Source organism: Streptomyces sp. DH10 (assembly GCF_029813805.1).
Taxonomy (GTDB): Bacteria; Actinomycetota; Actinomycetes; order Streptomycetales; family Streptomycetaceae; genus Streptomyces; species Streptomyces coeruleofuscus.
In genome coordinates, this window is record NZ_JARVKU010000021.1 from 140,026 (window position 1) to 165,052 (window position 25,027).

At 70.5% G+C, this 25,027-nt stretch carries 23 protein-coding genes and 2 pseudogenes; 14 read left to right on the plus strand and 11 right to left on the minus strand.

The genetic code is table 11. From position 1 onward, the window contains the following. Positions 1 to 9: 9 nt before the first annotated feature. The 6 genes from QC385_RS34010 to QC385_RS34035 all read left to right on the plus strand — a co-directional run bounded on the left by QC385_RS34010 (position 10) and on the right by QC385_RS34035 (position 3,846). Positions 10 to 807, plus strand: a complete 798-nt coding sequence (locus QC385_RS34010; protein WP_279545208.1) for a type III pantothenate kinase — start codon at positions 10 to 12, stop codon at positions 805 to 807. A gap of 223 nt (positions 808 to 1,030) precedes the next feature. After that, positions 1,031 to 1,732: a hypothetical protein gene (locus QC385_RS34015; protein ID WP_279545242.1), complete on the plus strand. Its 702-nt coding sequence runs from the start codon at positions 1,031 to 1,033 to the stop codon at positions 1,730 to 1,732. Positions 1,733 to 1,750: 18 nt separating this feature from the next. Next, positions 1,751 to 1,939, plus strand: coding sequence for a hypothetical protein (locus QC385_RS34020; protein ID WP_279545209.1), 189 nt, complete (start codon positions 1,751 to 1,753; stop codon positions 1,937 to 1,939). A gap of 203 nt (positions 1,940 to 2,142) precedes the next feature. Then, positions 2,143 to 2,685, plus strand: a complete 543-nt coding sequence (locus QC385_RS34025; RefSeq protein WP_279545243.1) for a BlaI/MecI/CopY family transcriptional regulator — start codon at positions 2,143 to 2,145, stop codon at positions 2,683 to 2,685. A 9-nt stretch (positions 2,686 to 2,694) separates the two neighbouring features. Next, positions 2,695 to 3,228, plus strand: a complete 534-nt coding sequence (locus QC385_RS34030; protein WP_279545210.1) for an amino-acid N-acetyltransferase — start codon at positions 2,695 to 2,697, stop codon at positions 3,226 to 3,228. Positions 3,229 to 3,510: 282 nt separating this feature from the next. Beyond that, positions 3,511 to 3,846, plus strand: a complete 336-nt coding sequence (locus tag QC385_RS34035) for a histone-like nucleoid-structuring protein Lsr2 (protein ID WP_107460317.1) — start codon at positions 3,511 to 3,513, stop codon at positions 3,844 to 3,846. A gap of 9 nt (positions 3,847 to 3,855) precedes the next feature. On the opposite strand, the pseudogene QC385_RS34040 reads toward QC385_RS34035, so the two are convergent. Further along, a pseudogene (locus QC385_RS34040) lies at positions 3,856 to 4,119 on the minus strand (SCO3374 family protein); the annotation flags it as partial. Positions 4,120 to 4,587: 468 nt separating this feature from the next. Beyond that, positions 4,588 to 5,067, minus strand: a pseudogene (locus QC385_RS44350) (SCO3374 family protein); the annotation flags it as partial. A gap of 259 nt (positions 5,068 to 5,326) precedes the next feature. Between QC385_RS44350 and QC385_RS34050 the strand changes: the two are divergent. Continuing rightward, the gene (locus QC385_RS34050; RefSeq protein ID WP_279545211.1) at positions 5,327 to 7,852 is read left to right on the plus strand and encodes an ATP-dependent Clp protease ATP-binding subunit; all 2,526 of its coding nucleotides are present in this window, start codon (positions 5,327 to 5,329) and stop codon (positions 7,850 to 7,852) included. Positions 7,853 to 7,958: 106 nt separating this feature from the next. On the opposite strand, the gene QC385_RS34055 is transcribed toward QC385_RS34050, so the two are convergent. Next, positions 7,959 to 11,021, minus strand: coding sequence for an NACHT domain-containing protein (locus QC385_RS34055; RefSeq protein ID WP_279545212.1), 3,063 nt, complete (start codon positions 11,019 to 11,021; stop codon positions 7,959 to 7,961). A gap of 59 nt (positions 11,022 to 11,080) precedes the next feature. After that, positions 11,081 to 11,713: an HAD family acid phosphatase gene (locus tag QC385_RS34060; protein ID WP_279545213.1), complete on the minus strand. Its 633-nt coding sequence runs from the start codon at positions 11,711 to 11,713 to the stop codon at positions 11,081 to 11,083. 440 nt (positions 11,714 to 12,153) lie between these two features. Between QC385_RS34060 and QC385_RS34065 the strand changes: the two genes are divergently transcribed. Then, complete coding sequence (locus tag QC385_RS34065) at positions 12,154 to 12,867, plus strand: M23 family metallopeptidase (protein WP_279545214.1); 714 nt, start codon at positions 12,154 to 12,156, stop codon at positions 12,865 to 12,867. Between the two features lie 16 nt (positions 12,868 to 12,883). Here QC385_RS34065 and QC385_RS34070 read toward each other — a convergent pair whose 3' ends face one another. Next, on the minus strand, positions 12,884 to 13,480 hold the full coding sequence (locus QC385_RS34070; protein ID WP_279545215.1) for a TetR/AcrR family transcriptional regulator: 597 nt from the start codon (positions 13,478 to 13,480) through the stop codon (positions 12,884 to 12,886). Positions 13,481 to 13,604: 124 nt separating this feature from the next. On the opposite strand from QC385_RS34070, the gene QC385_RS34075 reads away from it, so the two are divergent. From QC385_RS34075 to QC385_RS34085, 3 genes are all read left to right on the plus strand, one after another. Continuing rightward, positions 13,605 to 15,194 (plus strand): MDR family MFS transporter, encoded by a 1,590-nt coding sequence (locus QC385_RS34075; protein WP_279545216.1) that lies wholly within the window; start codon positions 13,605 to 13,607, stop codon positions 15,192 to 15,194. A 100-nt stretch (positions 15,195 to 15,294) separates the two neighbouring features. After that, positions 15,295 to 15,729: a helix-turn-helix transcriptional regulator gene (locus QC385_RS34080; protein ID WP_279545217.1), complete on the plus strand. Its 435-nt coding sequence runs from the start codon at positions 15,295 to 15,297 to the stop codon at positions 15,727 to 15,729. A gap of 62 nt (positions 15,730 to 15,791) precedes the next feature. Continuing rightward, entirely contained in the window at positions 15,792 to 16,238 is a 447-nt protein-coding gene (locus tag QC385_RS34085; RefSeq protein ID WP_279545218.1) for a VOC family protein, read from the plus strand. Positions 16,239 to 16,251: 13 nt separating this feature from the next. Here the strand turns inward: QC385_RS34085 and cseC are convergent, their stop codons facing one another. The 5 genes from cseC to QC385_RS34110 form a co-directional block, all read right to left on the minus strand. Next, a complete protein-coding gene (gene cseC / locus QC385_RS34090; RefSeq protein WP_279545219.1) occupies positions 16,252 to 17,607 on the minus strand; it encodes a two-component system sensor histidine kinase CseC in 1,356 nt (451 codons plus the stop codon). Positions 17,608 to 17,616: 9 nt separating this feature from the next. Next, positions 17,617 to 18,318 (minus strand): two-component system response regulator CseB, encoded by a 702-nt coding sequence (gene cseB, locus QC385_RS34095; protein ID WP_086839347.1) that lies wholly within the window; start codon positions 18,316 to 18,318, stop codon positions 17,617 to 17,619. Between the two features lie 135 nt (positions 18,319 to 18,453). Next, entirely contained in the window at positions 18,454 to 19,110 is a 657-nt protein-coding gene (locus QC385_RS34100) for a hypothetical protein (RefSeq protein WP_279545220.1), read from the minus strand. Next, positions 19,098 to 19,637, minus strand: coding sequence for a SigE family RNA polymerase sigma factor (locus QC385_RS34105; RefSeq protein WP_059423502.1), 540 nt, complete (start codon positions 19,635 to 19,637; stop codon positions 19,098 to 19,100). Before QC385_RS34105 ends, QC385_RS34100 begins: the two co-directional genes overlap by 13 nt. Positions 19,638 to 19,925: 288 nt before the next feature. Beyond that, positions 19,926 to 20,861: an A/G-specific adenine glycosylase gene (locus QC385_RS34110; RefSeq protein ID WP_279545221.1), complete on the minus strand. Its 936-nt coding sequence runs from the start codon at positions 20,859 to 20,861 to the stop codon at positions 19,926 to 19,928. 119 nt (positions 20,862 to 20,980) lie between these two features. Between QC385_RS34110 and QC385_RS34115 the strand changes: the two genes are divergently transcribed. Together QC385_RS34115 and QC385_RS34120 are read left to right on the plus strand one after the other, a co-directional pair. Then, complete coding sequence (locus QC385_RS34115) at positions 20,981 to 22,558, plus strand: sensor histidine kinase (protein WP_279545222.1); 1,578 nt, start codon at positions 20,981 to 20,983, stop codon at positions 22,556 to 22,558. Continuing rightward, entirely contained in the window at positions 22,555 to 23,247 is a 693-nt protein-coding gene (locus QC385_RS34120; RefSeq protein ID WP_279545223.1) for a response regulator transcription factor, read from the plus strand. The genes QC385_RS34115 and QC385_RS34120 overlap by 4 nt, the downstream gene beginning before the upstream one ends. A gap of 60 nt (positions 23,248 to 23,307) precedes the next feature. Here the strand turns inward: QC385_RS34120 and QC385_RS34125 are convergent, their stop codons facing one another. Continuing rightward, complete coding sequence (locus tag QC385_RS34125) at positions 23,308 to 23,949, minus strand: phosphatase PAP2 family protein (RefSeq protein WP_279545224.1); 642 nt, start codon at positions 23,947 to 23,949, stop codon at positions 23,308 to 23,310. A 175-nt stretch (positions 23,950 to 24,124) separates the two neighbouring features. On the opposite strand from QC385_RS34125, the gene QC385_RS34130 reads away from it, so the two are divergent. Beyond that, entirely contained in the window at positions 24,125 to 24,997 is an 873-nt protein-coding gene (locus tag QC385_RS34130) for a hypothetical protein (RefSeq protein WP_279545225.1), read from the plus strand. Positions 24,998 to 25,027: the final 30 nt, after the last annotated feature.

The window sequence follows — 25,027 nt, forward strand, 5'->3', positions numbered from 1 at the left end:
GTACGGGTCATGCTGCTGACGATCGACGTAGGGAACACCCACACCGTCCTGGGCCTGTTCGACGGCGAGGACATCGTCGAACACTGGCGTATCTCCACGGACGCGCGCCGCACCGCCGACGAACTGGCGGTCCTCCTCCAGGGCCTGATGGGCATGCACCCGCTCCTCGGCGACGAACTGGGCGACGGCATCGACGGCATCGCCATCTGCGCGACCGTCCCCTCGGTCCTGCACGAGCTCCGCGAGGTGACGCGCCGCTACTACGGCGACGTCCCGGCGGTCCTGGTCGAACCGGGCGTCAAGACGGGCGTCCCGATCCTCATGGACAACCCCAAGGAGGTCGGCGCGGACCGCATCATCAACGCCGTCGCGGCGGTCGAGCTCTACGGCGGCCCCGCGATCGTCGTCGACTTCGGCACGGCGACGACGTTCGACGCGGTCAGCGCGCGCGGCGAGTACGTCGGCGGCGTCATCGCCCCCGGCATCGAGATCTCCGTCGAGGCCCTCGGCGTCCGCGGCGCCCAGCTCCGCAAGATCGAGGTGGCCCGCCCCCGCAGCGTCATCGGCAAGAACACGGTCGAGGCGATGCAGTCGGGCATCATCTACGGTTTCGCCGGCCAGGTCGACGGGGTCGTCAACCGCGTGGCCCGCGAGCTGTCCGACGACCCGGAAGACGTCACGGTCATCGCGACGGGCGGTCTGGCACCGATGGTCCTGGGCGAGTCGTCGGTCATCGACGAACACGAGCCGTGGCTGACGTTGATCGGGCTGCGGTTGGTGTACGAGCGGAACGTGTCGCGCATGTGAGCCGGCGTGCGGTGGTGGTGTCGGGGGTGGGCGTTGTGCGACTCGGCGTTTCGAGGTGCTCGGTGTTGTCACTGGGGTGGGGTGGGTTCGCGGCCCGGCGTGGCGGGGTGCCGACCCCGCCCACCCGGGTGGTCCCCCGCGCCACACCCATCCGCTATGCCAGATTTGTCTGATTAGCGCGTATCGTCGCCGCATGCCCACGCCATACGGATCCCGCGGCGGCATGGCGTTCGGTGTGGAGGAGCTGCGTGTGCTCCGCCGCGCTCTCGCCCTCGCCCTTCACCCGACCTCCGCCTCGGCCGACGACGTCCAGGACTGTCTCCGCCTCGCAGAGTCGCTCGACGAGGCGATGCGGGAGGGGGCCAGGCTGCGTGCCTTCCTCGTGGCCGATCTCGGCCGGTACCGCGCCGCCCTTCCCGGTACCGCCGCCGGTTACCTCACGCTCCTGGACGAGGCACTGGGCGCCGGATACCGCCCCCGCCCCGACGACCTCGCCGCCCTGCGTGCTCTGAGCGGCAACCCCACCGCCGCCGCCCTCCTGGACCGGTGCCAGCGGCTCACCGGGCAGCAGACCGTACGCACCGGCTCGCACGCCCCCTCGCCGATCGCTCATCCGGCCGCTCACCCCGCCGCTCGCGCGGTCGCGCCGGGCACCCCCACCGTCCCCGCCTCCCGCTCCCGCCTCCGTCTCCTGCCCCTCCCCGGGGACCTCTCCGGCGCTGCCGAGGACACCCCCGAGAAGCAGCCCGAGAAGAAGCCCGCACGAAAGCCGGAGGCTCCGAAGCCCGCCCCCAAGCCCGCCCCGGCCCCCGCCCCGGGCACCCCGAAGCCCGGGCGCCCGATCCCCACACCGGGCGAGGTCTTCCCGCGCCGCAAGCCCAGCCCGCCACCCCCGGCGAGCCCCCAGCAGCTCGCCGCCGGCTGACGTGGCTACTCTGGATCCATGGACTACGTCTCCGCGCTCCTGCCCCCGGTCGTCATGGCCATCTTCTTCATCGGCGTGATCCGGGTGATCGTGAAGACACAGGGCGGCGTCAACAAGGCCAAGGAGGACGCGGCCGTCGACGCCGCCCTCGCGCGCGTGGATGGCGCCCGGCAGTCCTCCGCGACGCCCCCGAAGGCCGAAGCCTGACCCGACCGCTGCCGCCCCGGCGCAGCGCTCCGACGGCGTACGACTCCGTGCGGCCGCCCCTCCGTGGGCTCGCACCTTTGGAGTCGTACGCCCTTTTTGTTCCCGTTTGCCGGTGAAGTGCACGTCCGCCACGCCATTACCCGGATCTCCCACTATTGTTCTGAGGTGTGCCTCGCCCATTGGGAGAACTCGAAGACGCGGTCATGTCGCGGGTGTGGAAGTGGAACCGCCCGGTGACCGTTCGAGAAGTCCTGGAAGATCTTCAGAAGGAGCGGTCCATCGCGTACACCACCGTGATGACCGTTTTGGACAATCTCCATCAGAAGGGCTGGGTGCGCCGCGAGGCGGAGGGCCGCGCCTATCGATATGAGGCGGTCTCCACACGCGCCGCCTACGCCGCCGCCCTGATGAACGACGCCTGGTCGCAGAGCGACAACCCCGCCGCGGCTCTCGTCGCCTTCTTCGGCATGATGAGCGAGGAACAGCGAGAGGCTCTCCGCGATGCCGTACGCATCGTCCAGGTACCGGAAACCCAGAAACCGACCGGACCGTCGGAACCGGCCGAACGAACGGAACGCACGGAACCGGCAGAACGCACGGAGCCTGCGGAACGAACCGAACCGGCAGAACGCACGGAACCTGCGGAACGAACCGAACCGGTGGAACGAACGGAACCGGCGGAACGAACGGAACCGGCGGAACCGGCGGAGAACCCCGCCTCCGCTCAGGACGCCGACGGGCGATAGCGTCCCGGCATGTCCGCGAAGAGCCCCGAAGCCCCCGCAAAAGCCATCACCGTCCGGCGGGCCCGTACCGGCGATGTCCCGGCCGTGCGCCGCCTCCTTGACGCCTACGTCCGCGGCGGCATCCTGCTCGACAAAGCAACGGTGACGCTTTACGAGGACATCCAGGAGTTCTGGGTCGCGGAACGGGACGACAACGCCGAGGTCGTCGGCTGCGGAGCCCTGCACGTGATGTGGGAAGACCTCGCGGAAGTGCGCACTCTCGCCGTGAAGCCGGGCCTGAAGGGCGCGGGTGTCGGACACCAGTTGCTGGAGAAGTTGGTGCACACCGCCCGCTGGCTCGGCGTTCGCCGTGTTTTCTGTCTGACCTTCGAAGTCGACTTCTTCAGCAAGCACGGCTTCGTGGAGATCGGCGAGACACCTGTCGACACCGATGTCTACGCGGAGCTGCTGCGTTCCTATGACGAGGGTGTCGCGGAGTTCCTCGGTCTCGAACGAGTGAAACCGAACACCTTGGGCAACAGCCGGATGCTTCTGCATCTGTGATCGCCGGGTCGGACACACAAGCCAGTCGCAAGTCCGCCGCAAGACCGCCCGCCCGGTTCGTCAAGACATATTTCGCCCCACCGCCCTGTGCGGGTGCCCTATGTCCGAAACGCGCACGTTTCCAGGCGGAGGCGGGGCTGCCGGTCTCTCCCGAGGGTTTGTGTTTTTCCGGCAAAAGCGGTTTGCTTTCCGAGGTACTGCAGTACTGCATATAACAGGGGACGGTGATACGGCGGACGCCGGCACACCCCGGCCCTGAAGATATCGATGAAAGGAAATCCGGTGGCACAGAAGGTTCAGGTCCTTCTTGTCGACGACCTCGACGGCGGCGAGGCGGACGAGACCGTGACGTTCGCGCTGGACGGCAAGACGTACGAGATCGATCTCACCACCGCCAATGCGGACAAGCTCCGCGGCCTTCTCGAGCCTTACGTGAAGGGCGGTCGTCGTACCGGAGGCCGTGCTTCGGGCGGGCGCGGAAAGGCGCGGGCGGCTTCGGGCGGCAGCCAGGACACGGCGGCCATCCGCGCTTGGGCGAAGGAGAACGGCTACGAGGTCAACGACCGCGGCCGTGTTCCCGCGACCATCCGCGAGGCCTACGAGAAGGCCAACGGCTGAACAGCGGCACTACCGGCCCTGCGCACGCAAGGCCGGCGGCTGCGCGCACGCGCGCCGCAGCCGGAGCCGGTGGCAGTGCGTTGCCACCGTGTTCACCAGCCGCACGAGATCGGGGGCGTCTCCACCGCCTCCCAACGCCGACAGCGTCGGCAGCGAGGTCTCGACCTCGCATCCCGGCTCGGGGGGCCGCAGCCACACGGCGGCCCCCTGGGAACCGAACCGGTCCAGGGGAAGCGGCCGGCCACCACAGAAGCCGGGCTCGGGGGGCAACGCGCCGTCCGTCTCGGGGGCCGACGGCGCGAACGCCTGACTAGGCAGCGGCCTCTCGGCGGCCACCGGCATCAAGGCCTCGCACGGCAGCGGTCCACCCCTGGCGCGCGATACCCGGCCGCCCGCGTCGCGCAAGAACGCCGCGTCCGTCTCATGGGTCGACGGCCAGTCCCACTCGCCAGGCAGCAGCCCGCCTTCCCTGCACGGGATCAAGCGGCCTCCTTCCCGCGATACCGAGCCGTCCGCCTCGCGGAAGAACAACGCGCTCGTGTCGTCGGGCGGCACCCCGCCTGCCTCCCGCGGCATGAGGCCGCCTCTCGTGCGCGGCATGGAGCCGTCCGTCCCCTGGTACAGCCGCGCGCCCGCCCCGCAGGCCGGCGTCGAGCCGTCCGTCCCGTCGGGGAACGGCGCCTCCATCCAGGGCGGACACGGCGCCTCCATGGCACCCCCCGCCCCGATCGCCGTCAGGCCGAGCGGCAGCGTTCCCCACTCCAGCCACTCCAGGAGCCCGGGCAGTTCCTCCGCGCTGCCCGGGGCCACCAGGAGGCGCATCCGGTCGCCGAACGCGGCGACCGGGGAGTGCGGTCCCAAGTGCCGCAGGGCCGCGTGTCCCGCCTCGGCAGGCACGTCCAGGACGTCGTAGCGCAATCCCACCGCCAGCCGCAGAGGACCGCCGGGCACCGTCGGCCAGCCCAGTTCGTTCTCGTACCACCGTCGGATACGACAGCTCGCGTCGAGCGGCCGACGGGGGAGCGGGATGGGGCCGGGGGCTCCGAACATGCCAAGCGCAACAGCCGGAGGAGCATGCGGGTTACGGTGGGTGTCGTATTGAGCGCACACGGTGGCGAAATGGGGGCCTGTGAGGGGTACGGGGAGGCGCAAGGTTGTTCGCCCGTAGCGGAGGGAACGGGGGCGCTCGGCATGGACTTCCGGTCCGTACGGGTAAGACATCCCTAGTGGGAGGGGGCGACACGCAGGAAAGGCCGTCTCACGTTCGCCATGGGCGTACTGGCGAAGGGGGTAACTGCCTGGCCTGCGGGAACATCGTCTCGCACCATCGGGTTGGAGCAGATGTCGGCGTTCGGGGTCAGGAGGCCAAGGACGGTGTCGGCAGTTGGAATGAGCGGTCCCCGCTTGCGGGACTAAGCTGCGGAAGGACAGGGAGGGGAAGTTCCCCCCACTGCCTGACCGCTCTGAGGAGCGATTAACGATGTTCGAGAGGTTCACCGACCGCGCGCGGCGGGTTGTCGTCCTGGCTCAGGAAGAAGCCCGGATGCTCAACCACAACTACATCGGCACTGAACACATCCTCCTGGGCCTGATCCACGAGGGCGAAGGTGTCGCCGCCAAGGCCCTTGAGAGCCTCGGGATTTCGCTCGAGGCGGTCCGCCAGCAGGTGGAGGAGATCATCGGGCAGGGCCAGCAGGCCCCGTCGGGTCACATCCCCTTCACCCCTCGTGCCAAGAAGGTCCTGGAGCTGTCGCTCCGCGAGGCTCTTCAGCTGGGCCACAACTACATCGGCACGGAGCACATCCTGCTCGGCCTGATCCGCGAGGGCGAGGGCGTCGCCGCCCAGGTCCTGGTCAAGCTGGGCGCAGATCTGAACCGCGTGCGGCAGCAGGTGATCCAGCTGCTCTCCGGTTACCAGGGCAAGGAGACCGCCGCCGCCGGCGGTCCTGCCGAGGGCACGCCCTCCACGTCCCTGGTCCTCGACCAGTTCGGCCGGAACCTCACCCAGGCCGCTCGTGAGTCCAAGCTCGACCCGGTCATCGGGCGCGAGAAGGAGATCGAGCGGGTCATGCAGGTGCTGTCCCGCCGTACGAAGAACAACCCGGTCCTGATCGGTGAGCCCGGCGTCGGCAAGACCGCCGTCGTCGAGGGCCTCGCCCAGGCCATCGTCAAGGGCGAGGTGCCCGAGACCCTCAAGGACAAGCACCTCTACACCCTGGACCTCGGCGCGCTGGTCGCCGGCTCCCGCTACCGCGGTGACTTCGAGGAGCGCCTGAAGAAGGTGCTCAAGGAGATCCGCACCCGCGGCGACATCATCCTGTTCATCGACGAGCTGCACACGCTGGTCGGTGCGGGTGCCGCCGAGGGCGCCATCGACGCGGCTTCGATCCTGAAGCCGATGCTGGCCCGCGGTGAGCTCCAGACCATCGGTGCGACCACGCTGGACGAGTACCGCAAGCACCTGGAGAAGGACGCGGCCCTGGAGCGCCGCTTCCAGCCCATCCAGGTCGCCGAGCCGTCCCTGCCGCACACGATCGAGATCCTCAAGGGTCTGCGTGACCGGTACGAGGCGCACCACCGCGTCTCCATCACGGACGAGGCGCTGGTCCAGGCCGCGACCCTGGCCGACCGGTACATCTCGGACCGCTTCCTGCCGGACAAGGCGATCGACCTGATCGACGAGGCCGGTTCCCGGATGCGCATCCGCCGGATGACCGCGCCGCCGGACCTGCGCGAGTTCGACGAGAAGATCGCCGGCGTCCGCCGCGACAAGGAGTCCGCGATCGACTCGCAGGACTTCGAGAAGGCCGCCTCCCTGCGCGACAAGGAGAAGCAGCTCCTCGCCGCCAAGGCCAAGCGGGAGAAGGAGTGGAAGGCCGGCGACATGGACGTCGTCGCCGAGGTCGACGGCGAGCTGATCGCCGAGGTCCTCGCCACGGCCACGGGCATCCCGGTCTTCAAGCTGACCGAGGAGGAGTCCAGCCGACTGCTCCGCATGGAGGACGAGCTCCACAAGCGGGTCATCGGTCAGAAGGACGCCGTCAAGGCGCTGTCGAAGGCGATCCGCCGTACGCGTGCCGGTCTGAAGGACCCGAAGCGTCCCGGTGGCTCGTTCATCTTCGCCGGCCCGTCCGGTGTCGGTAAGACGGAGCTGTCCAAGGCGCTCGCCGAGTTCCTCTTCGGTGACGAGGACGCGCTGATCTCCCTCGACATGTCGGAGTTCAGCGAGAAGCACACGGTGTCGCGTCTCTTCGGTTCGCCCCCCGGTTACGTGGGCTACGAGGAGGGCGGCCAGCTGACGGAGAAGGTCCGCCGCAAGCCGTTCTCGGTCGTCCTCTTCGACGAGGTCGAGAAGGCCCACCCGGACATCTTCAACTCGCTGCTGCAGATCCTGGAGGACGGTCGCCTGACCGACTCCCAGGGCCGGGTCGTGGACTTCAAGAACACGGTCATCATCATGACGACCAACCTCGGCACCCGGGACATCTCCAAGGGCTTCAACCTGGGCTTCGCGGCCCAGGGCGACACCAAGTCCAACTACGAGCGCATGAAGAACAAGGTCTCGGACGAGCTCAAGCAGCACTTCCGGCCCGAGTTCCTCAACCGCGTCGACGACGTGGTCGTCTTCCCGCAGCTCAGCCAGGACGACATCCTCCAGATCGTCGACCTGATGATCGGCAAGGTGGACGAGCGCCTGAAGGACCGGGACATGGGCATCGAGCTCTCCCAGTCCGCCAAGGAGCTGCTGTCCAAGAAGGGCTACGACCCGGTGCTGGGTGCGCGTCCGCTGCGTCGCACCATCCAGCGCGAGATCGAGGACAGCCTCTCCGAGAAGATCCTCTTCGGCGAGCTGCGTCCCGGTCACATCGTGGTCGTGGACACCGAGGGCGAGGGTGAGACCAAGACCTTCACCTTCCGCGGCGAGGAGAAGTCGGCCCTGCCGGACGTCCCGCCGATCGAGCAGGCGGCCGGTGGCACGGGACCGAACCTGAGCAAGGACGTGTGACCCTTCGGGGACCTTCCTGAAACGAGAGTGGGGCCACTGCCTTCGGGCGGTGGCCCCACTTCGTGCTGCGCCGTCCGTCGGCCGTCCCCGTGCACCGGCTTTCGCCTCAGTCCGGGTCCAGGGCGAGGTCGGCGTCCGGGAAGAGCGGCTGGAAGTCGGACAGCGGGAAGAAGTGCCCGGGCCTGTTTCCCAGGATCACCGTGTGCAACCCGGGCAGCCGGGACGCCAGTGGGGCGAGGTGCTCGGTCCCGTCCATCGAGCGGATCCGCAGCACCTCGACCCCCGGCAGCTCGGGCATGCAGCCGATGGAGGCGGGCAGGTCCCGGATGATCGAAGCGTTCAGGTACAAGCTGGTGAGTCCGGGAAGCTCGGCGACCTCCCGCCAGTCGGCCGCCGTCAGTTCCGTGGTCAGCGGTCCGAGGCTGAGCGTGTGCAGCCTGTCCCAGTGAGCCAGGCCCCGCAGCCCGGTTGTGTCGGTGCTGTGGCGGCCCAGGAAGAGGAAGCCCAGCGGGGCCTCGGTCGGCAGGGCGTCGGTGAGGCCGGCGCCGGGCAGTTCCTGGACCACGGAGAGCAGGGTCAGTGAGGGCAGGGCCCGCAGTCCCGTCAGGTCGGCGACGGAACTGAGGATGACGAGTTCGGTGAGCGGCAGGGGCCGCATCCGCTCCAGGCCCGTCGCGTCCGGGCACTCGAAAATCGTCAGCTGGTTCAGCGAAGTGAAGCGCCGCAGGGCACCCAGTTCCGTCAGACGCGGATTCCGGAGGATGCCGAGCGTGGTCACCGTCCCGGGCTCCGGTACGGCGGCCACGATGTCCTCGGCGCTGTGCGGGCCCTCGAAGGCCAGGTCGGGCCAGGGGCGCATCCGGGCGAGGGCCGCGACTTGGGCGGGCGCCTCGCAGGTGAGGAAGAGGTCCGAGCGGTCGAGGTGGTCCAGTACCTCGACCGCGTATTCCTCGGCGCCGAACCGGTGCCAGGTGCCGGCCAGCTGCCGCCGTACGTCGTGGTCCGGGTGGTCCCGGAAGCGGCGCAGCACGGCGAGGGCCCCGTCGGGTTCCTCCGATCCCAGGACCGAGGCGGTGACGGTGACGCCCAGCGCCTCCTCGTCCGTCAGGCCCTCCGGCCCCGGCAGCAGCTCCAGCACCAGCGGACCGGCTTCGGCCAGCTCCCTCGCAGCCCCGGTCGTGCGCGGCGGGATCAGCGCGGCGGCCCGCCCTTCCACCTCCATGCGCACCGCGGGGGCGAGCGCCGTCGCGTGCTCCAGGCAGGCCAGCGCCAGCAGCGTCAGCCGGGGCGTGTCCCCGGCCAGCAGCTCCTTCAGCACGGAGACCCGTTCGTGAGGCCGGGCGTGGGCCACGGCCATGCGGATGACGTCCTCCCACTGGGTGTCGTCGGCATGGCCGGTGAGGACGTCGAGGTGGCCCTCCTCGACGGCGTACCGGGCGCCCAGGTAGTCCTGGAAGGTGCGGTGGACGAAGTCCATGACGTCCTCGGCCGGACGGCGCAGCACGCCACTGCGCAGCAGGAGGACCCGCAGGATGTCCGACGCGTCCTGCTTCCCGGCCGCCGGGGCCAGTGTGGGCAGCGCGCTCTCCACGATCCTCTCGGCGGTCGTCAGGGTCATCTCGTTCCGGCCGCTGAGCACCAGGGCGTAGGCGAGGCGCTGGAGAAGTTCGAGCTGGGCGGCTTCGCCCAGCTCCGGTCCTTCGGCCGCGCCCATGCCGCGTTCCAGGTCGCGACGGGAGAGCAGCATGCTGAGGGCCGCGTCGTACAGCTCCTTGCGCCCGGTGGGCAGGTAGCCGCGGCGCTCGCGGTGCAGGGCGCAGATCAGACCGCACATCAGCGGGTTGGTGGCGAGACGGGCCAGGTCCCGCTTGGTGCGCAGGGAGTCCAGCAGCCGCTGTTCGTACTCCGGGGCGCGCGCCGCCTCGTGCCAGCGGTGGACGAAGGTGGTGACCTCCGCCCGGCCCATCGGTGCCAGGGACAGTTCCCGGAAGCCCTCCTGGGACAGCCAGTCGGCGCGTACGGCGGTGGGCCGGGTGGTCAGCAGCCAGCGGTTGCCGGGGTAGGCGTGGATGAGGGCGCGCAGCCAGTCACGGGTGCCGTGGCGGTCGGCTGCCGGGATCTCGTCCAGACCGTCGACCAGGACCAGCGCCCGGCCAGCGGTCAGCACGCGCTCCGTCCAGCCGTCCGGCGGGGACAGCGGACAGCCGACGGCGCTCAGGAAGGCGGCCGGTGCGGGCAGCGGGCCGGTGCGGATCAGGGTGCGCAGCGGGAGGACGTACGGGATGTACAGGCCCTTGCGCGCGGCGGACACCGCCAGCCACTGCACCAGTGTCGTCTTCCCGGAGCCCGCGTCGCCGCGCAGCAGCACCCTGGGGTCCTTGTCCAGCGTCTCGTCGGCGGGCATCCGTCCGGTGCGGGCCGGCGGACCCTCGCCGGGCTCGGCGGCCCGGTCCGGTTCCCGGTCGGTGGTCGCCTCCAGCGTCAGGTAGGCGACCTCCAGCGGCCAGCGGTCGGGGGAGTCCCGCAGGTCGATCCCGTAGATCGTGATGTGGTTGTGGCACTCGGCGACGAACGGCAGGTAGCGGCGTTCGAAAGCGGTGTCGCGGGCGTCCGGGCGGGGTGTGCGGGTGATCAGCTCGTCGACCTTGGCGATCAGTTCCGCCTGGGCCCGGGCCTGCTCGACGAGGGTGCGTGCGACGAAGGTGGAGCGGCGGGTGAAGAACTCCAGGATGTTCAGGCAGGCCCAGTCGGTCGTGTGGTCAAGGAAGTGACAGGAGTCCGCGGACAGGCCGTCGGGTGCGGGCGCCGCGTAATGGAGCTTCCTGGCCAGTTCGCGGTGGCCCAGTCGCACCGCCTGGACGTCGTCCATGTCGAGGTCGCCGAGGGCGAGCAGCCTGCGGGCCAGCGTGTCGGTGACGGCGATCTGCTCGTCGGGCGGGAAGGGCGGTTCACCGGGGGACTCCACCGCCTGTGCCACGAGCCACTCGGCGAGCTTCCGTACGTCCTGCTCGCTCAGGGTTCGCTTCTCGCCGCGGAACGACACGAGTGCGCAGAGGCGTACGGGTTTGTCGACCAGGCCCGCTCCCGGGCCCTCCGAGCGGAAGAGCTTCTTCAGCAGCGGGGCGACCAGTGCGGACGCCAGCCTGCCGCCGAGTACCGTCGGATCCAACAGCCTCACCCCCGTGATCGCCGAACGGGGGTGAGACTACCCGGAGTTGACCAGGTGGGTCAGGAAAGCTGCCCGTCGTAGTCCGGCAGCTTGTACGTCTTCTCGGCGTGGCCGCCCGAGAGGTCGGTGGCGCTGTTGCCGATGTTCGCGATGATCGTGTAGCCCTTCTTCTCGACGTCGACGCGCTGGGCCGTCTTGTACTCGGCGACGTTCTTGAAGAGGTCGATGAAGTTCCGGACGTACAGGCCGGAGACCTGGTAGCCGGCCTGCTTGAGGTTGTACTCGGTGAACGAGTGGATGATGTCCGGGCGGGCGGTCACGAAGAACAGGGCGACGCCGCGCTGCTGGGCGTATCTGGCGGCCTCCAGGACCGGCTTGTTGGCCGGCTGCGGGTAGCTGAAGCCGAAGTCGGTCTCCAGCGTGGTGTTGTCGATGTCGAAAACGATGGCCTGCTTCTCGCCCGGCTTGGCGGCCGCGATCCGCTGCTTCAGGTAGGGCAGCGCCTGGTCCATCACCGCCTGGCAGTCCTTCTGCCATGTCGCGTAGTCGACGTCTGCGGCGGCGGCCGTGGTGACCGCGGTGGCGGCACCGGCGGGGGCCGCGGCGTCGGCCGGTGCGGCCATCGCCACAAGGGCGGCTGCCGAGACGGCGGTCACTGATGCGCGGCGCAACCAGGGGCGTCGGGTCTGCATGTCGTGGGGGTCCTCTCACGTCCGTGACGCTGCCAACATGTCGTGTGCATGTTCGTGGGCGAGGGTGGCGCGAGGGGAACCGTAGGGTTACCGAACGGTAGGTGCATAGAGGCGTGCGCCACATTTCCGGAATGGCCGAAGAGAGGCCCCGGTGACATGCCGCACAGGCGATATGTCCGTTACTAGACGGAATAGTGGCGAACGGGTCGGGAGAAAAGGGATTCTCGGCCCGTGGAGCACGCTGAAGTGCGGCGTAGTGTCCTGATTCGTCCCGAATGAGTGCCATGTCAAGAGACGTAGGCCACTGAGCGAAGTTACTAACTTAGGCCGTAGATCACGCTTTTGGGAGTTTGTCGGACTTCGGGTTACCAAGAGATGGCCATTCGGCGAGCGACTGTGCGCCGGGTGGTTTTCTCCGTCCCCTTCCCCACGAGGTTTCGATGTCCCAGCGCGTCACGTCCCGTTCCTTCCGTACGTCCCAGCTCCGCACCCGTGCGACCGTGCTGGCCGCCGGCCTCGGTGTCTCGGTCGCACTGGGAGCCGGGGTCGCGTCCGCCGCCGACACCACGGCCGCGTCCGGTGCCGCCGGTGCCGTCCAGGCGCAGGCCGCCGCCCAGGCCAAGGCCGCGGCCGCGAAGGCCGAGAAGGCCGCCAAGGCCGCCAAGGCCGCCGCCGTGAAGAAGGCGGCCGCCGCCAAGAAGGCCGCCGTGAAGAAGGCCGCGAAGAAGGCAACTCCGTCCTGGGTCGACCCGGTGAAGAAGTACAAGCTCTCCGCGAGCTTCGCCCAGAACGGCGGCATGTGGCAGTCCACCCACAGCGGGCAGGACTTCGCCGTGCCGAGCGGCACCCAGGTCGTCGCCACCCACGGCGGCACCGTCGTCAAGGCCGGCGGCAACGGCGCCGGTGACGGCCCCGCGTACGGCAACGCCGTCGTGATCAAGCACGGCAACGGCACGTACTCGCAGTACGCCCACCTGTCGAAGGTCAAGGTGAGCATCGGCCAGATCGTCAAGACCGGCCAGGAGATCGCCCGGTCCGGCAACACCGGCAACTCGAGCGGTCCGCACCTGCACTTCGAGATCCGTACGACCCCGAACTACGGCTCGGCGGTCGACCCGGTGAAGTTCCTGCGCGCCAAGGGCGTCAAGGTCTGACGATCCCGGACACGCCCTAGGAGCCCTGGGCTCCCCCGTGGGCCTGGGTCACGAGGTCCGTGGCGACCTCGAGGACGGCTTTGTTCTTGTCCTCGGGGTCGCCTTCCAGGTCCTGGAGCAGGAACATCCCGGCGTGCAGCGTGAAGATCGCGCTGACGCAGCGCACCTGGTCGACCATGTCGGCGTCCGGGTCGATGATGATGTCGCGCAGGCTGCGGATGCGCTCCTTGAAGGAGTCGCCGATCCGCAGCTCCCGCACCGTCGCCTGGTTGTCGTGCATGAAGCGGAACAGCGGCGCGGCGCCGTACAGGGTCTCCGCGTAACGGCGGACGATCTCCTGCTTGGTGTCGAGCGTGTGCGGCTGCTGCCGCCCCCACTCGATCAGTTCCTCGATCGGCTTCGTGAGGTCCTCGAAGATGCTGACGAGGATCTCTTCCTTCGTCTTGAAGTGGTAGTAGAGCGCCGCCTTGGTGACCTCCAGGTGTTCCGCGATCTCGCGCAGGGAGGTCTTCTCGTAGCCCTGCTCCGCGAAGAGTTCGAGGGCCACGTCCTGGATGCGCTGGCGGGTGTCCCCGCGGCGCCGCCGCCTGGTGCCGTCCATGGTGCCGCCCATCCTCCTACGCCGCTCCCTTTCCATAAAACTTACTTGACGCCCGGCTAGTTCCGCGGCTAGCTTCCGAGTGTAGTCACTAGCCGGTCGGCAAGTAAGTAGCGGTAGCTGGGGGAGTGGGAAAGCGATGGCGGACACGACGGACATACCGGCGATCGGCGCCGACACCGGGGGGAAACGGCCGAAGAGTGTGCGGGTCGTGCTGCTCGCGCTGATGATCGCGATGATGCTCGCGATGCTCGACAACATGATCATCGGTACGGCGATGCCGACGATCGTCGGTGAACTGGGCGGCCTCGAACACCTCGCGTGGGTGGTCACCGCCTACACGCTCGCGACCGCGGCCTCCACCCCGCTGTGGGGCAAGCTCGGCGACATGTACGGCCGCAAGGGCACGTTCCTGTCGTCCATCGTCCTCTTCCTGATCGGTTCGGCGCTCAGCGGCATGGCCCAGAACATGGGCGAGCTGATCGGCTTCCGCGCGATCCAGGGCCTCGGGGCCGGCGGTCTGATGGTCGGCGTCATGGCGATCATCGGTGACCTGATCCCGCCCCGGGAGCGCGGCAAGTACCAGGGCATGATGGCCGGCGTCATGGCGCTGGCGATGATCGGCGGCCCGCTGGTCGGCGGCACGATCACCGACCACTGGGGCTGGCGCTGGGCGTTCTACATCAACCTGCCGCTCGGCGTGGTCGCGCTGGTCGCCGTCAGTGCCGTACTGCACCTGCCGAAGAAGCGGTCCGAGGCACGGATCGACTACCTGGGCGCCGCCCTGCTGACCGTCGGCATCACCGCGATCGTGCTCGTCACCACCTGGGGCGGCACCGAGTACGCCTGGACATCCGCGCGGATCATGGAGCTGATCGGCATCGGGGTCGCCGCACTCGTCGGCTTTGTGTTCTGGCAGACCAAGGCCGCCGAGCCGGTGCTTCCGCTGCACATCTTCCGCAGCCGCAACTTCACGCTGATGTCGGTCATCGGCTTCATCACCGGGTTCGTGATGTTCGGCGCCACGCTGTTCCTGCCGTTCTACCAGCAGGCCGTGCAGGGGGCCTCCGCCACCAACTCCGGGCTGCTGCTCCTGCCCATGCTCGGCGCGATGCTGGTGACCTCGATGGTCGCCGGCCGGGTCACCACCAACACCGGCCGGTACAAAGTGTTCCCAATTCTCGGCAGTGTCCTGATGGCCGTCGGTCTCTACCTCCTGTCCACGATGGACACGGGGACCTCGCGGTTCACCTCCGGTGTCTTCATGGCCGTGGTCGGGTTCGGCATGGGCTGCCTGATGCAGATCACCATGCTGGTCGCGCAGAACAGCGTGGAGATGAAGGACATGGGCGTCGCGTCCTCGTCCACCACCCTCTTCCGCACCCTCGGCTCCTCCTTCGGCGTCGCGATCATGGGCGCGCTGTTCAACAACCGCGTCCAGGAGGTCATGGCCGAGCGGGCCGGTGCGCTGGGCTCCAAGGTCACCGAACAGTCCGCGCAGCTCGACCAGGCGAGCCTGGCGAAGCTCCCGGAGGCGGCCCGGGAGGCCTACCAGCACGCGGTCTCCGCCGGCACGCACTCGGCGTTCCTGCTGGGAGCCGTGGTGGCCGTGGTGGCGCTGGCAGCGGCGGTGTTCGTGAAGGAGGTCCCGCTCAAGGGAGCGGGACCGGAGGGGAAGGACGAGCCGGACGCCCCGGCGGCGCAGCCGCCCGTGGCGGAGACCGTCTGAGCGGACCGCATGAGGAAGGCCCCGGGGGGGAGAGAACCCCGGGGCCTTCCTCATGCGGCCGCACACCCCGCTGTCAGACCCCCGTGCCACCATCGGATCCATGGACAAGACGCGGCAGGTGCGCCTGGCCAAGGACGCCATGGACCGGGACTGGGCCGATCCGGACCTGGATCTGGGCGCCGTGGCCGCACACGCCGGGTACTCGCGGTACCACTTCATCCGCGCCTTCAAGGAGGTGTACGGCGAGACCCCCGGGCAGTACCTCACCCACCGCCGCATAGAACGCGCCGAGGACCTGCTGCGCACGGCGAACCTGTCGGTGACGGAGATCTGCCACCTGGTCGGCTTCAGCAGCGTCGGCACGTTCTCGGCCCGGTTCAAGGCGTGGACCGGCCTGACGCCCAGCGAGTACCGGACGAAGCACGTGGGCCGCGGAGCGGCACTCATACCGGGCTGCTACGCCATGCTGTGGGCCGGCGGCTTCCGGTCGGCACCCGCCCTGGGGAAACAGCGCAATTCCGAAGAAGCGGGCTGACACCCCCGCTGCCTACGGTGGCAGGGCAAGAGCGAACCGGCCCCGACCAGCAGGAGCACGCCATGATCAAGGGTCTCGCCATCTCGACCGTCTGGGTTCTCGACCAGGACCGGGCCAAGGAGTTCTACACCGAGAAACTGGGCCTGGAGGTCCGTACGGACATGACCATGGGCGAGGGCGGCATGCGCTGGCTCACCGTCGGCTCGCCCAACCAGCCCGACGTCGAGTTCACGCTGATGGTGCCCGGCGGGCCCGCGATGGACCCCGAGTCCGCCGAGATGCTCCGGAAGCTGGTGACGAAGGGCGCGCTCGGCGCGGGCGTGCTGACCACCGACGACATCCACGGCGACTACAAGAAGCTCAAGGACCGGGGCGTGGAGTTCCTCCAGGAGCCGCAGGAGCGCCCGTACGGCACGGAGGCGCTGTTCCGCGACGACTCCGGCAACTGGTTCTCCTTCACGCAGCCCCGGGAGGGCGGACTCGACCTGGACCAGGAGTGGACCTGCTGACCACCGCGAGGGGCTACGTCCCCGACCCCGGCAGCATCGGATAACTCCCCGTGTTCGTCGGCGCGTGCTCCGGCAGCCACAGCACGGCGACCGCGCCCTCGGCGGGCAGATGCTCCGGTGTCCCGGGCGTGCGGACGTTCCGGAAGGTCAGCCGGGCGCCCATCACCCGGGCCTGACCGGCCGCGATGGTCAGACCGAGGCCGTGGCCGTGCCCGGCCCGGTCCTTGCTGCCGGTGCGGAAGCGGCTGGGCCCCTCGGCGAGCAGGTCCTCGGGGAAGCCGGGCCCGTGGTCGCGGACCCGGATGACCCGGCCCTCCACGGTGACCTCGATGGGCGGCTTGCCGTGCCGGGCCGCGTTGGCGAGCAGGTTGAACAGCACCCGCTCCAGGCGCCTCGGGTCGGTGGTGACCTCCGACTCGTGCACGATCCGCACCTCGATGTCCGGGTCCTTGGCCGCCACCCGCCGGGCGACGAACTCGCCCAGCATGATGTCCTGGAGCTCCGCCCGTTCCGAGGCCCCGTCCAGCCGGGCCACCTCCAGCACGTCCTCCACGAGCGTGCGCATGGCCTTGGCCCGGTCCAGCACCAGCTCGGTCGGGCGGCCGGGCGGCAGCAGTTCGGCGGCGGTCAGCAGCCCGGTCACCGGCGTGCGCAGCTCGTGCGCGATGTCGGCGGTGACGCGCCGTTCGGCCTCGATCCGCTGGCGTAGCGTGTCCGCCATGGCGTCCACCGCGCTCGCCAGGTCGTCGGTCTCGTCCCGGACGATCCCTCCCATGGCGTCCCGCACGCGCACGTCTGTCTCGCCGCCCGCCAGCTGGCTGGCCGCGACGGCCGCCTTGCGCAGCCGCCGCGAGAGATGCCCGCCGATGAGCACGCCGAGCGCGCTGCCGCCGAGGACGACCGCGATGGAGCCGATGAGCAGGGCCTGGTCGAGGTCCTGGAGGATGTCCGAGCTGCGGTCCGTGAAGCCCGAGTGCAGGGACATGACATGCCCGTTCTTCAGCGGCACCGCGGCCCATATGTCGGGCACGTCACCGGGCCGGTCCGCCACGTACGTCGCCCGCTGGCCCGCCTCGACCCGGTCCCGCAGCGCCGCCGGCAGGTGCGGGTCGTCGATCTTGGTGTTGGGGAAGTTCATCCGCCCGGACAGCTCGAAGTTCCGCTGGGCGATCATGATGCGCTCGTCGGCGAGGTCGCGCGCGTTGTCCAGCATCGACACCCGTGCGGCGTTGTGCACGACCAGGCTCAGCGCGATCGCCACCAGCGCCCCGACCAGCGCGATGGCCGCGCTCAGCTTCCATCTGAGGCCCGTGCGGATCCCCGCGCGCTCCAAGCCCGTGGCGACCAGGCGCCGGAAGTGCCCCCTCATATCCCCTGCTCAGGCCTTCAACTTGTAGCCGAAGCCGCGGACCGTCTCGATACGGTCCTGGCCGATCTTCTGCCGCAGCCGCTGCACGTGCACGTCGACGACGCGGGTGTCCCCTCCCCAGCCGTAGTCCCACACCCGCTCCAGCAGCTTGTCGCGGGAGAGCACCGTGCCCGGCGCCGTGGAGAACTCCAGCAGCAGCCGCATCTCGGTCGGCGTCAGCGCCACCGGCTGCCCGGCCCGGTGGACCTCCATGCCCTCGGTGTCGACCTCCAGGTCCCCGAAGGTCAGCACCCCGCCGTTCGGCGGCGAGGCCGGCTCCTCGGCCCGCCCGCCGCCCGCGTGCCCGAACCGGCGCAGCACCGCGCGGATCCGGGCGACCAGGACGGCACCGTCGAACGGCTTGGTCACATAGTCGTCGGCCCCCGCCTCCAGGCCCAGCACGACGTCGATGGAGTCGGCCCGCGCCGACAGCATGATGACCGGCACGGTCGACTCGTCCCGGATACGGCGGCACAGGCTGACCCCGTCGAGGCCGGGAACCATGACGTCCAGCAGCGCGATGTCGGGGCGGTCCGCCCGGAACGCCTCCAGGCCCGACAGGCCGTCGGGCATGGCCGTGACCACGAAGCCGTCCCGTTCCAGGGCGAGCTGCGTGGCCTCGCGGATGACGTCGTCGTCCTCGACGAACAGGACGTGGGTCTGGTCTGCCATCCCGGTGCTCTCAGTCCTCGTGGTTCGTGGGGTGCGTTCTGTCGTGTCTCTCTGGTGGACGCACGGTCCGTGTGTTGCGTTCACCGAGGGATCGGTCCGAGCGGCCCGATCGGTTCACGCGCCCTCGCGTCCGGGTCAGCTCGCGGGCTCCGGCGTGGGGGTGTCGCCGACGACCTTCCCGTAGTCGTTGTGCGTGCGGTACTCCTCGTCGAACCGGCCGGAGGTCCAGCGGTACGTGATCACGTTCTCCCCGGAGGGACTCGACACCGGGTCGCCCTTGTCGTACACCTGCTTGGTCACGACCAGGTCGCCGCGGTCGATCTCCGCGTAGACCGGGGGCTCCTCGGCCTTGAAGACATTCTGATACGAGCCGTCCTGCTCGCGGTACACGTAACTGCCGACACCCACCGCGTCACCGCAGGTCAGCACGTTCACGACGACGTCGTCGGCCGATCCGCCGGTCATGTTGCCGTAGGACACGTCGACGGGGTACTCGTCGGCGACGCACGGCTTCAGCTCGCGCTTCACCTCGGGGGAGACCTTCGGGTCGTCCTTGACGAGCCGGACGGCGTCGACCGTGTCGGGCGTCTTCGACGGCGCGGCGGACGGTGTGGCGGCGGCGGCGCCCGCCACCGAGTCGGAGTGCGCCGGGCCCTCGTCACGGGCGCCGGTGCCGCCCGCGCCGCACGCGGACACGAAAAGGCCGAGGGCGGTGAGTACGGCCAGCGCCGTACTCACCGCCTGGATGCTGGCCCGGGGCCGTGCAGACCCCTCGCCGGTCAGGCCGCGCACCGCTCCCGCTCCTCACGCTCCAGCGCGCGTGCGTCCAGATCGCGGGACTCCAGCTCCTCGCGGAGCCGGGCGAGCGCCCGGTGCAGCGTGCTCTTGACCGTTCCGGCCGACATACCGAGGGCGGCGGCCGTCTCCTCTGTGGACATCTGCTCCCAGTGTCGCAGCACGACGACACTGCGCTGCTTCGGGGCGAGCACCTTCATGATGTCCATCAGCAGGGCGCGGTCCGCGTGCTGCTCGGTGGAGTCGTCGACCGAGGCGTCCGGGAGCTGCTCGGTCGGCACCTCCTCCAGCTTGCGGGCCCGCCACCACTCCGTTCGCGTGTTGATCATCACCCGGCGCAGGTAGGCGTCCGCCAGCCGCTTGTCCTCGATGGTCTCCCAGCGGCCGTAGGTCCGTACCAGCGCGGTCTGGAGCAGATCTTGCGCGTCCGTGGGGTCCGGGACCAGTCGGCGGGCACTGCGCAGCAGCGCGTCCTGCCGAGTGCGGACGTACTCCTCGAACTCGAGCACCTCGCCCTGCGCCATGGTGAACCGCCTTCCGCTTCCCCGTTACGGCCGGCTCCGCGCCGCCCGTGCACTGCCTGTGTTCCTTGGTCGTCCCGTGTCTTCCGGGAACGAAATTGAAGGTACGGAGGCGTTGTCACGGCACTGTCCGAAGCAGCCTTCGGCTAGCACTCGGCTGTCCGTCGGTTGTGTAACGGCCGTGGTAACGGGGTACAACGGTGCGCGTGTTGGGGCGGATTCAGGGTGATTTGTCCACCCCGATCACTGTGACGGGCGGCGACCCGCTTCTGTGACCTGGCTGTCCGTACGTCAGGTCAGCGGCAGCCGGTACAGCCCTCCCGCCAGCGGTTCCACCAGACCGTCGGCGACGAGGCCGTCCAAGGCGCGGGCCCGCTGCACGGGCTCGTGCCACACCCGGTCCAGGGCCGACTGCGGAACCGGACCGTGGGCCTCCCGCAGGACGGCGAGCAGCCGCCCGCGCACCTGCCGGTCGGTGCCCGCGTACGTCTGACCGCGGCGCGGCGGCCCGTCGTGCTCCGGCTTGCCCGCCAGCCGCCACGCGCACTGGGCGGCGATCGGGCAGCGGTGGCACGACTCGCTCTTCGCCGTGCACACCAGCGCGCCCAGCTCCATGGAGGCGGCGGCCCAGCGGGCGGCGGTCGGCTCGTCCTCCGGCAGCAGCGCGCGGGCGAGCTTGCGCTCGGCGGCGGTGGTGGCGTTCGGCGGGTACTGCACGCCGGTGACCGCGCGGGCGAGGACCCGGCGCACATTGGTGTCCAGCACCGGATGCCGCTGCCCGTAGGCGAAGGAGGCGACGGCGGCGGCCGTGTACTCGCCGATGCCGGGCAGCCCCAGCAGCTGGGCGTGGTCGGCCGGTACGTCACCGCCGTGCCGTTCCGTTATCGCGACGGCGGCGCCGTGCAGCCTGAGGGCGCGGCGCGGGTAGCCGAGCCGGCCCCAGGCGCGGACCGCCTCGCCCGGCGCCTCCTTGGCCAGGTCGGCGGGGCGCGGCCAGCGGGCCAGCCACTGCTCGTAGACGGGCAGGACGCGGTTCACCGGCGTCTGCTGGAGCATGAACTCACTGACCATCACACCCCACGCCCCGGCCTCGGGGCGCCGCCACGGCAGGTCACGGGCGTTCTCGTCGAACCAGTCGATGACGGGGGAGTGCAGGCTCTCGCCGGAGGGCGGGCCGGACGCGGGGTCGGCGGGGCTGGTGTGCGGGGGCTTCGTGGGAGCAGTCATGGCCATTCGATCCTGCCACGCGGGGGCCGCGTTCCGGGCACACCACCACTCAAGAGGGACAGGCGTACCTGACGATCGGCAGCAGTGCCACCCCGCTGTCCGCCTATAGCGTCGGGCGCATGGAACGTCCTCGTCCCGCCGTGGCACCGGGCGGCCGCGCCCTGCTCTGGGCGGCTCTCGCCCTGCCGGCCCTCACGGCGGACCGGCTCGGGCTGAACGAGCCGCGTCCCCTCTGGCAGCAACTGGCCGGTGTGGCGGTGCTGGCGGTCGCGGCCGCAGTGTCCCGGCGGCTGCCGCCCGTGGCCTTCGGGCTGGCCGCCGCCCTGAGCTTCACCGCCGCCCCGGCCCTGTTCACCGTCTCCTACGGCCCGGCCCTCGGCGTGTTCGCGCTGCTGCTCGGGCTGCGGGCGGGCCGGGCACGCCCCGCGGTGCTGTGCTTCGCGGCCGTCGGCTGCGCCGGCACCTCCCGGATCCTGCTCGTCGGCGTCGACCCGGCCCCCGAGTGGCTCGTCATGACGGGCACGCTGCTCTTCGGCTGCGTCTTCCCCTGGCTCGGCGGTCGCTACTGGCGGCAGAGCCGCGAGCTGGCCGAGGCGGGCTGGCTGCGCGCCGCCCGGCTGGAGGACGAGGCCCGCTTCGCCGAGGAACGCGCCCGGCTGCGCGAACGGGCCCGGATCGCCCAGGACATGCACGACTCCCTCGGCCACGAGCTGAGCCTCATCGCCCTGCGCGCGGGAGCCCTCCAGGTCGCCCCCGGACTCGCCGGGGAGCACCGGACCGCGGCGGCCGACCTGCGCGCGGCCGCCGCCGACGCCACGGACCGGCTGCACCGCATCATCGGCGTGCTGCGCGAGGACGACGACGAGCCCGCGCCGCTGACCCCGGCGGGCGAGACGCTGGAGCAACTCGTCGCCCGCGCCGCGGAATCGGGCCTGCCGGTGCGCTACGAGCCCGTCGGGCAGGGCCCCGCCGCCGAGCCCGGCGGGGTCGCCGAACGGCTGCTGCACCGCGTGGTCCGGGAGGCACTGACCAACGCGGCACGGCACGCACCGGGCGCTGCCGTGACCGTGGCGGTGACGGGGCGGGCCGCGGGCACGTCCGTCACCATCACCAACGGCCCTGCCACCCACGGCGGTTCGCGGCCCTCCCGGGGCGGCACGGGGCTGCTGGGGCTGCGCGCCACCGTGACCGCCATCGGCGGCACCTTCGAGGCGGGCCCCCACAAGGAGGGCTTCCGGGTCCGGGCGTACGTCCCCGAGCAGCGGACGGCGGTCAGGCCGGCGGGCTCCGCCCGGGCGCCGTTCACACACGCCAGGCGCCGCTTCGCCGTCGGCCTCGGCACCGCGGCCGGTGTGGGTGTCGTGCTCGTCGGTGCCGCCTTCGGTTGGTACGCGTACGCCGAGACGCACTCGGTGCTCCAACCCGCCGCCTACGCGAAACTGCGCCCGGGCACCCCGGTGGCCGATGTCGAGCGCGTGCTCCCCGAACGTGACGTGAACGACCCGCCCGACGACCGGGCCCCCGCCCCACCCCAGGGAGCCGACTGCCGTTACTACCGCGCGAGCGGCGAACTCTTCGTCTCCGTCGACCACTTCAGACTGTGTTTCGACGCCGGGCGGCTGGTCGCCAAGGACGTTGTCCCGGGCCTCGGCCGGTCCGGCGAAGAGCGAGAGGAACACGAGGAGTTCGCACGATGAGCACGGCGAGCACGGCGAGCACGGCGAGCACGGCGATCCGCGTGATGCTGGCCGACGACGAGGCCCTGGTCCGGGCCGGAGTCCGCGCCATCCTGGCCAGCAGCGGCGTGACGGAGGTCGTCGCCGAGGCGGGCGACGGCCGCGAGGCGGTCGAGCTGGCCCGCGCCCACCGCCCGGACGTGGCCCTGCTCGACATCCGCATGCCTCGCCTGGACGGCCTCACGGCGGCGGAGGAGATCGTACGGACCGTGCCCGGCACGTCCGTCGCGATGCTCACCACCTTCTCCGAGGGCGCCTACGTGACCCGCGCCCTCGGCGGTGGCGCCACCGGCTTCCTGCTGAAGTCCGGGGACCCGTACGAACTGATCGCCGGCGTACGGGCGGTGGCAGCCGGTGCCGCGTTCCTGTCGCCCAAGGTGGCCCGGTACGTCATCGACAAAGGCCTCGGTGGCGGCCGCCTCACCCGCGAGGCACGGGCACGCACACGGGTGGCGGTCCTGAGCCCCCGCGAACGCGAGGTCCTCGCACTGGTCGGAGCCGGCCTGTCCAACCCGGAGATCGCCGCCCGGCTGCACCTCGTCGAGGGCACGGTGAAGGCGTACGTGAGCGCGGTCCTGGACCGGCTGGGCGTGCGCAACCGCGTGCAGGCGGCGATCGTGGCGTACGAGGCGGGGCTGGTGGAGTCGTGACGACCGGGGCGCGCGGTGGTGGGGGCGCGTCCCGGCTCGTCGACGCGCATACCGGTCGGCTCAGCGCCGCGCGTGCGAGCCGTACGACGTGACGGGCGCCGTGCCGGGCCCGGTGAACCACCGCACGGCCGGCGTCGGTGAGGTGCGCAGCGTCCGGGCCAGCCGCGTCGCCGGGCCCGTGCCCAGCCGTACGGCGACGAGGGCGACGAGCGTGCCCAGGCCCAGCCCCGCGACGACGTCGTGCGGATAGTGCACGCCGACGAAGACCCGGGAGAAGGCCATGAGCAGGGCGAGCGGGGCCGTCAGCCACAGGAGCGCGCGCCGGACCAGGGCCAGGGCGACCGCCGCGGCACCCGCGATCGTGGCGTGGTTGGACGGGAAGGACCAGTCCCCGTGCGGTGGGCACTCGGCGAGGGACGCGGCCGCACCGGCGACCGCACGGCACGGACGCTCCTCCGTGACCGCGGACTTGAGCACTTCGCTGCACATGTACGCCACTGCCGTGGCCAGAGGCGCGAGAGCCGCGATCGCGAACGCGTGGGGAGTGTCGCGGCGGGCACGCCACCAGGCGGTGGCGAACAGCGCGACGAAGACCAGCAGTCCGGCCTCCGTCCATATGCCGGCCCCGTGCTGTACCCACATCGGGGTGCCGTGGGCGAAGTCGGTGATGTCGCGGTAGAGCGCGCTGTCCTCGAAGTTCATGGTCACGGACGGTAGGCGGCAGGCCGATACCGTCACACCCAGCGATCGTCGCGTGCCGTACCTGTCGAAAGACAGGGGTGGGGCGGTGGTTTCCGGGATGATGATCCGGAAAAGTTGTCGTCCCGAGCGGCGGGTGGGACCGGCGAACGCGCCGATCTCTCGTAAGGTTTGCGCCGTGGGATCTCTGCGCAATCCGGTCGGGCCGCTTCCCTCCAACATCTACTGGCGTCGGAGGGTCGTACTGGTGTCTGTGGTCGCCCTGTTGGCGCTGCTGACCACCTGGATCGTGACCATGGGCGGCGGGGGCGGCGACGACGGCGGCAACGACGCCAACGGCAAGAATCCCGCGCCCTCCATCACGCCCGGCCCGTCGAGTTCGGGCCCGGCCATCAGCCAAGCGCCCGGCGGACGCGACGAGTCGGGTGGCGGGGGCTCCGGCGGCTCGTCGTCCGGGTCCGGGGACGGTTCCGGCGACGGCTCGGGTGATGGCTCGGGCGACGGCTCCGAGGGCGGTTCCGGCACGGGCTCCGGCGGCGGTTCCGGCTCCGGAGGGTCCGCCGGGTCGGGCGGCGCCGGTGGTTCCGGGGGCGGTACCGCGGTGGGCGGCGTCGGCCTGGGCGACACGCTGCCGGCCGGTTCCACGCTGCCCAACTGCACCTCCAGCGTGGTCAAGTTCAGCCTGCGCAGCCGGCACAACAGCTACGACCCCGAGCAGACGCCCACGTTCCTGCTGACCGCGCGGAACATCTCCGGCAGCGACTGCAAGATCGATCTCGGGCCGAAGAACGCGGTGTTCACGATCACCCCGGCGAGCTCCGACGACGACTACTGGACCTCGAAGGACTGCCCCAAGGCCGCCGCACACCAGCTGTACCGGGTGCCCGCGGGCAGCGGCATCACCTACACCGTGAAATGGGACCGCAAGCCGAGCGCCCCCGAGTGCGCCACGCCTCCGGCGGGCTCGGCCGGGAAGGGCACGTATTTGGTGGAAGCGAAGGCTCCGGGCTTCGCGAAGGTGCAGACGTCGTTCGTGCTGTCGGCCGACTAGCACCCGGCGGCTCAGACGCTTGAGGGCGGT